At 60.6% G+C, this 11517-nt stretch carries 11 protein-coding genes and 1 tRNA gene; 7 read left to right on the top strand and 5 right to left on the bottom strand.

Annotated features, from left to right (window positions below; genetic code table 11):
- Positions 1-111 precede the first annotated feature (111 nt).
- On the bottom strand, positions 112-1749 hold the full coding sequence (locus tag C8D04_RS04565) for a 3-(methylthio)propionyl-CoA ligase (RefSeq protein ID WP_116003793.1): 1638 nt from the start codon (positions 1747-1749) through the stop codon (positions 112-114).
- A gap of 42 nt (positions 1750-1791) precedes the next feature.
- Positions 1792-2943 carry an ABC transporter substrate-binding protein gene (locus C8D04_RS04560; RefSeq protein WP_158550280.1) on the bottom strand — a complete coding sequence of 384 codons (1152 nt, stop codon included), beginning with the start codon at positions 2941-2943 and terminating at the stop codon, positions 1792-1794.
- A 158-nt stretch (positions 2944-3101) separates the two neighbouring features.
- Between C8D04_RS04560 and C8D04_RS04555 the strand changes: the two genes are divergently transcribed.
- Positions 3102-3788, top strand: a complete 687-nt coding sequence (locus C8D04_RS04555; protein WP_116003791.1) for a Crp/Fnr family transcriptional regulator — start codon at positions 3102-3104, stop codon at positions 3786-3788.
- An 18-nt stretch (positions 3789-3806) separates the two neighbouring features.
- Here C8D04_RS04555 and C8D04_RS04550 read toward each other — a convergent pair whose 3' ends face one another.
- Positions 3807-5516, bottom strand: a complete 1710-nt coding sequence (locus C8D04_RS04550; protein ID WP_116003790.1) for a carboxylesterase family protein — start codon at positions 5514-5516, stop codon at positions 3807-3809.
- A 171-nt stretch (positions 5517-5687) separates the two neighbouring features.
- Here C8D04_RS04550 and C8D04_RS04545 point away from each other — a divergent pair, with 171 nt between their 5' ends.
- From C8D04_RS04545 to C8D04_RS04520, 6 genes are all read left to right on the top strand, one after another.
- Entirely contained in the window at positions 5688-6743 is a 1056-nt protein-coding gene (locus tag C8D04_RS04545) for an AraC family transcriptional regulator (RefSeq protein WP_233521106.1), read from the top strand.
- Between the two features lie 43 nt (positions 6744-6786).
- Positions 6787-8277 carry a protein adenylyltransferase SelO gene (locus C8D04_RS04540; protein WP_116003789.1) on the top strand — a complete coding sequence of 497 codons (1491 nt, stop codon included), beginning with the start codon at positions 6787-6789 and terminating at the stop codon, positions 8275-8277.
- Positions 8274-8687: a peptide-methionine (R)-S-oxide reductase MsrB gene (msrB, locus tag C8D04_RS04535; RefSeq protein WP_116003788.1), complete on the top strand. Its 414-nt coding sequence runs from the start codon at positions 8274-8276 to the stop codon at positions 8685-8687. Before C8D04_RS04540 ends, msrB begins: the two co-directional genes overlap by 4 nt.
- Positions 8688-8708: 21 nt before the next feature.
- The gene (locus tag C8D04_RS04530; RefSeq protein ID WP_116003787.1) at positions 8709-9263 is read left to right on the top strand and encodes a septation protein A; all 555 of its coding nucleotides are present in this window, start codon (positions 8709-8711) and stop codon (positions 9261-9263) included.
- Complete coding sequence (locus C8D04_RS04525; RefSeq protein WP_116003786.1) at positions 9260-9529, top strand: BolA family protein; 270 nt, start codon at positions 9260-9262, stop codon at positions 9527-9529. The genes C8D04_RS04530 and C8D04_RS04525 overlap by 4 nt, the downstream gene beginning before the upstream one ends.
- Positions 9530-9595: 66 nt before the next feature.
- Positions 9596-10381 (top strand): peptidylprolyl isomerase, encoded by a 786-nt coding sequence (locus C8D04_RS04520; RefSeq protein ID WP_116003785.1) that lies wholly within the window; start codon positions 9596-9598, stop codon positions 10379-10381.
- Positions 10382-10440: 59 nt separating this feature from the next.
- Here the strand turns inward: C8D04_RS04520 and C8D04_RS04515 are convergent, their stop codons facing one another.
- Both C8D04_RS04515 and C8D04_RS04510 read right to left on the bottom strand, forming a co-directional pair.
- A complete protein-coding gene (locus C8D04_RS04515) occupies positions 10441-11220 on the bottom strand; it encodes a heparan-alpha-glucosaminide N-acetyltransferase (protein WP_165829119.1) in 780 nt (259 codons plus the stop codon).
- 145 nt (positions 11221-11365) lie between these two features.
- Positions 11366-11442, bottom strand: a tRNA-Pro gene (locus C8D04_RS04510).
- Between the last annotated feature and the right edge of the window lie 75 nt (positions 11443-11517).

Here is an 11517-nt window from a genome sequence, read left to right as displayed (position 1 = left end):
ACAAAGTGCAGCGTACAGTGTTGCGCTGCATCATTACTCAGGGATTGCCCCTAGCACCTATCACACGCGCGACTGCCATGGCACTCCCCCGAGTTCCATAGCAGCTTCTCATCACAGGCTTGGAAGCCTGTAATCCTTGAGCTGCTCACGCAGCCTTGTTTTGAGCATCTTGCCGGTCGCACCCAAAGGAATGGCCTCGACGAACACCACGTCGTCCGGGATTTGCCATTTCGCAGTCTTGCCTTCGAAGAACCGCAGCAGTTCCTCGCGCGTGACCTCCGCACCTTGCTTGAGCGTGACGGCAACAATCGGGCGTTCATCCCACTTGGGGTGCGGCATGCCAATGCAGGCAGCCATGGCCACGGCCGGATGCGCCATGGCGATGTTTTCAATATCGATGGAGCTGATCCATTCGCCACCCGACTTGATCACGTCCTTGCTGCGGTCAGTGATCTGCATGAAGCCATTGGCGTCAATGGTGGCCACGTCGCCCGTGGGGAACCAGCCCCGGCCCTGGGCATCTTCGACCAACGGGCTCTCCCCCTTGTAATAGGTTCCGAGAATCCACGGTCCGCGCACCAGCAGGTCGCCATAGGTCTTGCCGTCCCAGGGCAATTCGTCGCCATTGCCGTCCACGATTTTCATGTCCACGCCGAAGATAGCCCGCCCTTGCTTCTGGCGGATCTTCATCTGCTCGTCCTTGGACAGGTCGAGCTGCTTGTTCTTGAGCGTGCACAGGGTGCCCAACGGGCTCATTTCAGTCATACCCCAGGCGTGCAGCACCTCGACACCAAAATCGTCCTGGAAGGCGGTGATCATGGCCGGTGGGCAGGCCGAACCACCAATCACGGTGCGCTTGAGCGTTGAGAACTTCAGGCCGGCGGGCTTCATGTGGCCCAGCATCATCTGCCAGACCGTGGGCACGCCCGCAGCGTAGGTGACCCTCTCGGCCTCGATCAATTCGTAGATCGACTTGCCGTCCATCGCCGGACCGGGGAAAACAACCTTGCAGCCGGTCAGCGCCGCAGAGTACGGAATGCCCCAGGCGTTGACGTGGAACATGGGCACCACGGGCAAAACGGCATCGCGGGCCGACAGGCACATCACATCGGGCAATGCGGCTGCATAGGCGTGCAGCGTGGTCGAGCGGTGGCTGTAGAGCGCAGCCTTGGGGTTCCCTGTGGTGCCACTGGTGTAGCACATGCTGGACGCCGTGTTTTCGTCAAACTGCGGCCAGGCATATTCGGTCGATTGGGGGGCAATCCATGCCTCATAGCTGATCAGCCCCGGGACGCCCGTGTCTGCCGGCAATTTGTCGGCATCGCACAGTGCCACCCATTTCTTCACCGTGGGGCACTTGGCATGCACAGCCTGCACCAGGGGGAGGAAGCTCATGTCAAAACACAGCACCTGGTCTTCTGCGTGGTTGATGATCCAGGCAATCTGCTCGGGGTGCAGACGCGGGTTGATGGTGTGCAGCACACGGCCCGAACCACTCACGCCGAAATACATTTCCATGTGGCGATAGCCGTTCCAGGCCAGGGAAGCCACACGGTCGCTGAACGCCAACCCTTGCTTGTCCAGCGCGTTGGCCAACTGGCGCGAGCGCGCCGCCAGATCACGGTAGGTGTAGCGGTGAATATCGCCTTCCACACGCCGCGAAACAATTTCCCCATCGCCGTGGTGGCGCTCGGCAAATTCAATCAACGACGAAATCAGCAATGGCTGACTCTGCATCAAACCCAGCATATGTGCTCCTTTAACTATGCATTCCATAAAAACAGAACCATCCTAACGGGTGAACTTGCCACCCGCACCGATGATGGTCAAATCCACGAAGCGGGAGCCTTGGCGCACCCCTTTGCCATAGTCCACCTCGAACCCGCCCACATCAAAATGCTGCAAGGATTCCAGGGCCTGGATGAAGCGGGGCCGTGTCAGGTCCTTGCCGGCGCGGCGCAGTCCCTCGACCAGCACCTTGGCATTGATATAGGCCTCCAGGCCGATGAAAGACACTGATTCCTCCATGTGGGCCTTCTTCAACACAGCGCGGTATTCCCGGGCCACAGGCAGACTGTGGCTCCATGGAAATGGCACGACCGATGTCACCACCACACCCACGCCATCGGGCCCCAGTGCCTGGATGGTGGACTGCGACCCCATCACCGAGGTGGTGTAGAAACGGGCTGCCCGGCTCACCTTGCGATAGGCCTTGATGAAAGTCACCGTCGGCGCACCCGCGGTAATCATGATGATGGCATCGGGTGCGCTGGCGCTCAGGGCCTGCACCGCTTGCTGCACATCGGAGGAATCGGCCTGGATGGGTGCATCGGAGTGCAGCTTGAGCCCACGTTTTTCCATGGATTTGCGTGCACCCGTCAAACCATCCTTGCCAAAACCGTTGTTCATCCAAAGCACCGAGATGCGTGGTACACCCAGGGTGGTGAGGTGCTGCACCAGCTTCTCGACCTCGTCGCCATAACTGGCGCGGACATTGAAGACATGGTTGATGGCCGGCTCCCGCAGCAGGTCGGCCCCGGTAAATGGCGAAATCAACGGTACGGGCGGGGTCTCCTTGGCCAGCAAGGGCAGGATGGCACCTACATTGGCGGTGCCAGTCAGGTTCATCAAAGCGAATACCTGATCTTCTGCAACCATCTTGCCCACCAGCCGGACAGTGTTTTCCGGTTTGTAGCCGTCGTCCTCGGTCACGATCCGGATGCGCCGCCCATGGATGCCGCCCTGGGCATTGATGCCGTCCAGATACGTCTTGGTGACATTCACCAGTTCGGGGGCCATGGCGGCCAACGGGCCGGTCAACCCCAGTGACTGGCCAATGACGATCTCGCTGTCGGTTACGCCCGGCCCCGCATGCAGCGCACCCCAGGGCGCCAGCAATGCCAGTGAGGCCAGCACACCCAGCACGCGTCTCTTGTTCAACATTTCGGTCTCCGTTTCGTTGGGATGCTTCTGCATCACATGCGACGCAAAGGCCGCGCAGTGTGCTGTGCCTGGACAGGAAATCCAACACCTGTCGCCTGTCCGACATTTAGCACGGGTTTTCCCGCAGTTGCAGACACATATGCAGCGACAATCCAGCCATGTTTTGCACCACCCCCTCGGCGGATCGCTTCATTGCATGCCAGCCGTGGTTCACCTCGATTCCCACTGATCTGCAGGAACAGTTGCGTCGCGACGTGTATGCCATCGGCGGTGCCAAAGGCGATGTCATGCTGCCTGCAGGTTCTGCCGTGGAGGGCTGGCACGCCGTGCTCTCGGGACTGGTCTTGCTGCAAAGCCCTGCATGCAAGGGGCGCGCATCGGCTTTCATCGGCGTGTCCGATGGCGACTGGTTCGGTGAAGGCTCTGCCATGAAACCCGAGCCGCGCAAGTACGAAGTGGTGGCCCTGCGCCCGACCCAGCTGCTTTGCCTGCCACAGCCTCTGTTCGCTACGCTGCGTGAAACCAGCCTGGCTTTCAACCAATTTCTGGTGCTGCACATGAACTTGCGGCTAGGCCAGGCCATGGCCATCATCGAAGCGGGTCGCATGCGCTCAACAGAACACCGCGTGGCGCTGTACCTCAGCCGTCTGTTTTGGCGCAGCACGCGCAGGCTCAACCTCACACAGGAAGAAATCGGCCAGCTGTGCGGCCTTTCGCGCCAGACCGTCAACCGCGTGCTGCGCACTCTGGAAGCCTCAGGCATCGTGTCGCTGGACTTCGGACGGGTGGCCATCGTGGACGACAACGCGCTTGCGGCGCACCTCAAGGCCACAGCCGGCGACTGACGAGCCTGCGGTACCACCCTATTTCTGGCCCATGCGCAAATCAGACAGATCCGCATCGAATAACCAGATCCGAGGCGCCGGCTCCCACGTCTTGCCCAGTGCCGCATTGTTTGGATTGCCCGTTCGCAAAAATGCTCCCAGACTCCCCATCATTGCAGTGGCGAGTGCCAGACGCCCAGGCTGATTGGCCCGGCTGTTCACTGCCCTAGCAAAAACCGAAGGACCAAAGTTACCAAATACGAATGGCAAATCAAATGCATGGGCTGAGCCATACACATCGTTCCAAGGTGCGGGCTCTTGACTCCAGTTGAACTGATATGCCCATACGTTGTCTTGCTGGGAGCGCAAAGATTGCAGCAGATTATCGCGGCTAGCGCCGGTAAAAAGCGCACCCAAAAGGTCGGTCTTGGCGTTGTAGCCAGTACCAGGGGCTGTGACCGGTAAATACGACGGATCGAGGATGTCTGCCGCCGTGAGCGTTGGCGGCGCATCGGGGTCAAACGCCTGCATCATGCGAAAGCGCGTCGCATCGTCTATTTTCATCCCCGGTTTTCCGCCCAGCAGCGCCAGGAAAGGTGCAAACAATTTACCCTCTTGACCCGTGCTGCCCACCAATGCGGGAACTTTGTTGTAACGGCCCGCCGCTATTTCTGCCATTGGATTGACAGGCAGAAAAACGCCATCGGGAATCGGTCCCGACCCTCCCAAGCCGTACTTGAGGACGGTCTGCAGTACGAGCTTCCCGTCCTTGCCGCGCAGGTATTCCCCAACCCGGGCCGACGACCACGCACCTGCCAGCGTCTGGGCAGCAGGAAGATCTGCTGCCAGACCCTCATCCACGATCAGGTGAGCGAGCAGCAGACTCGACTGCGCCGAATATTTCGCCACCGGATTCAGGGTCGGAATAGTTCCCTTTGGCAGATTTTCAGCCAACGAAAGACCGCCACTGATCGGGATGATCTTGTGGAAAAGACCCTTGGCCTGCGGTGCGGCCAGTAATGCCAATGCATTAATTGCGCCCGCCGATTGCCCCATGAGGGTCACGTTGCCCGGGTCACCACCAAAAGTTGCGGCGTTTTTCTGCAGGAATTTCAACGCTTGCATGTGGTCCAGCAGCGCATAGTTCCCGGTATAGGACGCCGAGCCACCACCCAGCTGGGGCATCTGCATATAGCCCAGCACATCAAGGCGATAGTTTGCCGTCACCACCACGGCATTCGCGGTGCGCGCCAACATCGCACCGTCATATACCGGGTCGGCTGTGTAACCCGAGATGGCGCTGCCCCCATGCAAAAACAGAACCACGGGCAGGCGCTCCTGAGAACTTGCCGGGCGCCAGATATTGAGCGTCAAGCAATCCTCGCTGCCCACCGGCGTGTTGAGTGTCTGCGCAATGCTGTCGTCGAACCGGTTGTTCGCACCGGGCCCATAAATACGGCCTATTTGCAGGCAGGCGTTGCCAAAAGTACGCACATCGCGCACGCCTGGCCAGGCGGCGGGTTCCACCGGAGGCTGCCAGCGCAGCGCCCCCACAGGCGCTTGTGCAAAAGGAATGCCTTTCCATGCATAGGTGCCCGAAACGGCACTGTCGTTCACCCCCCGAATCACGCCGTAGGTGGTCGCACGCAACTCGGGCGCATCCGTACCCAGCGTTCCACCGCAACCGGCCACCGTGCCTGCCAGCAAGGCAAGACCACACCACTGCATTAAGAACCGCAACTTCATCATGTTTGTCTCCTCATGGGGTTTTCAGGAATGGGCATGCAAGCGATATCCGGTCCACACTTGCGGCCCTGAACAGGCACCCCGCCATTCTGTGGACACACCTCCTTTAAGCCACTGTCGTAACCACGCCAACACAATGACTTCACGCGCCATCCGCCCTCCGAGGAATCTGCGATGCCTTTCAAGGGGGTGATAGGCCGCACCAGCTCCGCCGCATGGGTCAAAGGTGTGGCCGACATGATGTCGGCCCAGGGCCTGGACACCCGATCACTGTTTGCACAGGCAGGCATCGATATCGCTGTGTTGCAAGACCCCACGGCCCGCATTCCCGCCGATGCCTTCAGCCAGGTATGGGAGCTGGCCGTAGCGCAGTCGGGCAACAGCCATCTCGGGCTCGACCGCCCGCTGGCCGCGCGCTACGGCTACCTGGACGTGGTGGGCCACGCACTCGCATCGGCCCCCTGCCTGCGCGCAGGGTTTGAGCTTCTGGCGCGCCAGATGGCCGTGGTGTCAGACGCCGCCACTTTTGCACTGCAGAAAGAAGACACCCAGGGGTTCTGGCTGATCCTTGGCCACATCGGCACCGCCCGCCCGGTGCCACGCCAGCGCGTGGAATACGGCATGCTCACCCTGCTCATGCTGTGCCAGTGGCTCACACGCCAGAAGGTCGAACCGCTGGCCGTGGAATGGGTTTATCCGGCTCCCGCCAACCCGGCACCGCTCCGGGTTGCTTTTGGCGTGCCCATGCGCTTTGACCAGCCCGCCAGCCGCATGCTGCTGGCCAGACAGGACATGCTCAGCCCGATTCCCACGTACAACCCCAGTTTGTGGGACTTGCATGGCCGACTGGTCCAAGAGCGGCTGGACGAGCTCGGCCAGACCCACATCAGCACGCGCGTGCGCAGCGAACTGGCGCGCGTTTTGCATCAAGGAGGCGAGCCGCGCCGCGACGTCATCGCGGCGCGCCTGCACTTGTCCGATCGCACCCTGCAGCGCCGTCTTCTGGCCGAGGCCAGCAGCTTTGCACAACTGCTGGACGCAACCCGGTGCGAGCTGGCCCGCCAGTACCTGGGCGACGCGCACCGCAGTCTCGGCGAAGTGGCTGACCTGCTCGGCTTTGCAGACCAAAGCAATTTGTTTCGCGCCTGCCGACGCTGGTTTGGCATGCCTCCAGGGCAATACCGCGCCCAGTTGCCAGCGAACGGCCCGTCGTCCCACCACCCGGGATAGCCCTGCGCGCCACGTGCTTTGCGCCCTGCGGGAGAATAGGCGTATGAACCAGTCTGAAGACCGCCCGGAGCGGGCCGATTGCGGCCTGGCCTGGCGCAACAGCTTCGCCGCTCTGGGGCCCGCTTTCCATACCCCGCTACAACCGACCCCCCTGCCCGCCCCGTACTGGGTTAGCACCAGCGCAGGGCTGGCACAAGAACTTGGGCTGGCGCCGGAGTGGCTGCACTCCGACGCGGCATTGCACGCCCTGAGTGGCAACACCCCCCTGCACGGCAGCGCCCCCCTGGCCAGCGTATACAGCGGCCACCAGTTCGGTGTGTGGGCTGGGCAGCTCGGCGATGGCCGGGCCATCCTGCTGGGCGAAGTGGAAACACCGGCGGGGCCGATGGAGATACAACTCAAAGGCAGCGGCCTCACACCCTATTCACGCATGGGGGATGGCCGGGCAGTGCTGCGGTCCAGCATCCGCGAGTATTTGTGCAGCGAAGCCATGCACGCGCTGGGCATACCCACCACGCGTGCCTTGTGCTTGACGGGCTCGCCCGAGCCGGTGCGCCGCGAAGCCATGGAAACAGCCGCCGTGGTCACCCGCGTTGCGCCCAGCTTCATCCGGTTTGGGCACTTCGAACATTTCGCCGCGCGCGGGCAGTTGACCGAGCTGCAAACGCTGGCGGATTTCGTGATTGAGCACCATTACCCCGAATGCCAGGCGGGAGCGGGTTTTGACGGCAACCGCTACGCAGCGCTGTTGCAAGCAGTGAGCGAGCGCACAGCAGCCCTGGTGGCGCAGTGGCAGGCGGTTGGCTTTTGCCACGGCGTGCTCAACACCGACAACATGAGCATCCTGGGCCTGACCATCGACTACGGCCCCTTCCAGTTTCTCGATGCATTCGATCCAGGCCACATCTGCAACCACAGCGACCACCAGGGGCGCTATGCCTTCCAGCAGCAACCTGCCGTCGTGCGCTGGAACCTGTACCGGCTGGGCCAGGCACTGCAGCCGCTGATTGGCGACCCGGCCATCGCCATGGCTGCATTAGATTCTTTCGTTGCCCTCTTTCCCGCAGAATTCATGGCACACATGCGTGGCAAGCTCGGGCTGGCGGCGGCGCATGAGAGCGACAGCACGCTGATCGACGGTATTCTTCACCTGCTGGCCGACAATGCTGTGGACTACACCATCTTCTGGCGCCGCCTGTCGCATGCGGTGGCGTCGGGCAACCATGAACCAGTGCGCGACCTGTTTGCTGATCGTGCAGGTTTTGATCGCTGGTTACTATCGTATTCAGAGCATTCAGCGCTTACTGGTATTGCGTTAGATGCCAATTTGATGCTAAACAATAATCCACAGCTTGTTTTGCGCAACCACCTTGCAGAGCAGGCCATTCGCGCTGCACAGGCCGGGAATTTTTCCGAAGTACACACACTCCAAGCCTTGCTCGAGCGTCCGTTCGACGAACATCCGGGCTTCGAGGCGTATACCGATTTCCCGCCCGATTGGGCCCAGCAACTTTCCATCAGCTGCTCATCATGAACTATCCCATCCAGAAAACCGAGGCCCAGTGGCAGGAAGCGCTACAGGCCAAGAATGCGGAGCCCGGCGCCTTGGCGGTCACCCGCCATGCAGCGACCGAGCGCCCATTTACCGGCAAATTCGAGGCGCATTGGCAGGACGGCAGCTACCACTGTATCTGCTGCGGCAACAAGCTGTTTGACTCTGGCACCAAGTTCGACGCAGGCTGCGGCTGGCCCAGCTTCTCGCAGGCGGTGCCCGGCGCCATTGCCGAAATCACCGACAGCAGCCACGGCATGCGCCGCACCGAGACAGTGTGTGCACAATGCGGGTCGCACCTGGGCCACGTTTTCGAGGACGGGCCGGCCCCCACGGGCCTGCGCTATTGCATGAACTCGGCGTCGCTGGACTTTGCTCCCGACGCCTCCTGACAAGGCACCACCGGCTACGCCATGAAACTGCTGATCGACTTTTTCCCCATCATCCTGTTCTTCGTTGCCTTCAAATTCTGGGGCATCTACGTGGCTACAGGCATCGCCATCGCTGCCACCGTAGTGCAAATCGCCTACCTGCGGGTCAAGCACGGCAAGGTCGAACCCATGCAATGGCTGAGCCTGGGCGTCATCGTGCTGTTTGGCGGGGCCACCCTGCTGGCGCAAAGTGAAACCTTCATCAAATGGAAGCCAACAGTGCTCTACTGGCTGATGGGCGGCACCCTGCTCATCGGTCAACTGTTCTTTCGCAAGAACTTCATCCAGAGCCTGATGGGTGCACAAATGGAGCTGCCCGACGCCGCCTGGCGTGCCATGAACTGGAGCTGGACCGGTTTTTTTGCCGCCATGGGCGGTATCAACCTCTGGGTGGCCTACCACTACGACACTGACACCTGGGTCAACTTCAAACTGTTTGGCGGGCTGGGGCTGATGCTGCTTTTTGTACTGGCGCAGGCCCTTTTTCTCAGCCGTTACATCAAGGACACCGATAACGCAAAGGATCCGCTGGCATGAACACCCTCGCCATCACCGCCCCGAACATGGAACAGCGCCTGCGCGAAAAACTCACGCCCACCGCGCTGCAAGTCCTCGATGAAAGCCATGCGCACGATGGCCACGCAGGCGCCAACGGCACCGGGTTTGGCACCCATTTTCGGGTGCGCATTGCGTCACCAATGTTTACTGGTTTGCCCCGCGTACGCCAGCATCGCCTTGTGTATGATGCGCTGCAAGAATTCATTGACCGGGGCGCCCACGCCATCGCGATTGAAATTCTCTGAACAGGCGACAGCGCATTCCTCTCGTTAGCTCCCCGCCTGGAAAACCATTCTCTTTTTGGATTTCGAATGAAGAAAAAGCTCTTGACCGGCCTCGTGGCCGCCGCCTTGATGGGCACCGTGGCCCTGCCCGTTTCTGCCCAAAACCTTGCCATCGTCAATGGCAAGCCTATTCCGAAGGAGCGCGCCGAAGCCTTGCGCCAGCAGGTGGAGCGCTCGGGTCGCCCGGTCACGCCTGAAATGGAAGGCCAGATCAAGGAAGAAGTGATCGCCCGTGAGATCTTCATGCAGGAAGCGCAAAGACGCGGGCTGGATGCCTCGGCCGACTACAAGGCACAGATGGAACTGGCACGCCAGAGCATCATGATCCGCGAGCTGTTCCTCGACGAGCAGAAGAAGAACGCCGTGACCGATGCCGAAATCCAGGCAGAGTACGACAAGTTCGTGGCCGCCAACAGCGGCAAGGAATACAAGGCCAGCCACATCCTGGTCGAAAAGGAAGACGAAGCCAAGGCCATCCTCGCTGCGCTCAAAAAGGGCGGCAAGTTTGAAGAAATCGCCAAGAAGCAATCCAAAGACCCAGGCTCTGGCGCCAAGGGTGGTGACCTCGACTGGGCCAACCCCAGCAGCTATGTCCCCGAATTCACCGAAGCTCTGACCAAGCTCGAAAAGGGCAAGACCACCACCACTCCGGTCAAGAGCCAGTTTGGCTGGCACATCATCCGCCTGGATGACGTTCGTACGGCCCAATTGCCCAAGCTGGAAGAAGTCAAGCCGCAGATTGCCCAACAATTGCAGCAGACGAAGGCGGCCAAGTTCCAGGAAGAAATGCGCGCCAAGGCCAAGGTCGAATAAGTACCTGATGCTTTTTGCACCAACACGCGGCCTCGGCCGCGTTTTTTTATGCCTGGGTTCTAGTGTCCCGCCACCACGCCCCACAGCAGCAACAGACCAATCAACACCGGCTGGTGCAGCATGTAATAGCTCAGGCTCCATCGCCCCAGCACAGCCAAGCCTTGCAACCCAGCAGGCAGACGCACTTGCAGCCAATGGGTGCGATGCTCCAGCAACCAGATTCCCGCCGCCATACCCCACCACATCACTCCCAGCCAGGGTAGCAGCGGCACATAGTCTTCCGTGAATGGCTTGCGCGAAACCAGGCCCAGCCAGTTCAGGGGACGGGCATTGAAATACACCGCCCAATCGGCCAGCGGCCCGGTCAATGCCGCATGCGCCACCCAAGGCAATGCCAGTGCAATGCCACCCACCAGCCACAACCAGCGCCGCCACGACGCCGTAGCGCGCACCAGCGGCAGCATGACCGCCATGCCATGGAGCACACCAAAATAGATATAGCTGCGGGGAAACATCGCCAAAGAGCCCAGGGTCACCAGCATGGCGCAGGCTGCAATCTGCATCCACCGCTTGCCAAACCGATTCCAACTCTGGCCCTGGTGGATCGCTACGGCCTGGCCCATGCCTGCACACAGCAAAAACAGGCTGACGATCAACGTGCGCTGCAGCGTCCAGACCGGGTCAGACCGGAAGTCTTGTGGCCAGTAGCCGAAATGGCTCAGATCAAAACAAAAATGAAAGACGCTCATCCACACCATGGCGCTGCCGCGCAAGGCATCGACAACACCCAGGCGGACCGGGCTGACGACAGGAACAGACAGAGATTTGGATGGAGTCACGCAGCAAAGGGCAATGAACGCAAAGCGCCATGATGCCATCAGCAAGCACCGATCTGCGTTGAAGGGAAGCGCTCCACACAGGAGTAAACTTTGCACCCCAAAGCAAAAAGGACTTGCAACACGGGGTTGCAAGTCCTTCAAACAATGGTCGGAGCGGCGGGATTCGAACTCGCGACCCTCTGCTCCCAAAGCAGATGCGCTACCAGGCTGCGCTACGCTCCGACAGCTAGAATTCTAACCCGAAAAATTCACCGAATCAGAACCAAGGAAGGATTTTATTTTTAGTGTGAGCACGCT

The organism is Simplicispira sp. 125 (assembly GCF_003096555.1).
Taxonomy (GTDB): Bacteria; Pseudomonadota; Gammaproteobacteria; order Burkholderiales; family Burkholderiaceae_C; genus Simplicispira.
This window is presented reverse-complemented; position numbering and strand designations above follow the sequence as displayed.

What these genes read in the sequence shown, in the direction of transcription:
- C8D04_RS04555 (WP_116003791.1), top strand. Translation starts at nt 3,102, where the DNA reads ATGTTTTGCACCACCCCCTCGGCGGATCGCTTCATTGCATGCCAGCCG.
- C8D04_RS04520 (WP_116003785.1), top strand. Translation starts at nt 9,596, where the DNA reads ATGAAGAAAAAGCTCTTGACCGGCCTCGTGGCCGCCGCCTTGATGGGC.
- C8D04_RS04545 (WP_233521106.1), top strand. Translation starts at nt 5,688, where the DNA reads ATGCCTTTCAAGGGGGTGATAGGCCGCACCAGCTCCGCCGCATGGGTC.
- C8D04_RS04525 (WP_116003786.1), top strand. Translation starts at nt 9,260, where the DNA reads ATGAACACCCTCGCCATCACCGCCCCGAACATGGAACAGCGCCTGCGC.
- C8D04_RS04540 (WP_116003789.1), top strand. Translation starts at nt 6,787, where the DNA reads ATGAACCAGTCTGAAGACCGCCCGGAGCGGGCCGATTGCGGCCTGGCC.
- C8D04_RS04565 (WP_116003793.1), bottom strand. Translation starts at nt 1,749, where the DNA reads ATGCTGGGTTTGATGCAGAGTCAGCCATTGCTGATTTCGTCGTTGATT.
- C8D04_RS04550 (WP_116003790.1), bottom strand. Translation starts at nt 5,516, where the DNA reads ATGATGAAGTTGCGGTTCTTAATGCAGTGGTGTGGTCTTGCCTTGCTG.
- msrB (WP_116003788.1), top strand. Translation starts at nt 8,274, where the DNA reads ATGAACTATCCCATCCAGAAAACCGAGGCCCAGTGGCAGGAAGCGCTA.
- C8D04_RS04530 (WP_116003787.1), top strand. Translation starts at nt 8,709, where the DNA reads ATGAAACTGCTGATCGACTTTTTCCCCATCATCCTGTTCTTCGTTGCC.
- C8D04_RS04560 (WP_158550280.1), bottom strand. Translation starts at nt 2,943, where the DNA reads ATGTTGAACAAGAGACGCGTGCTGGGTGTGCTGGCCTCACTGGCATTG.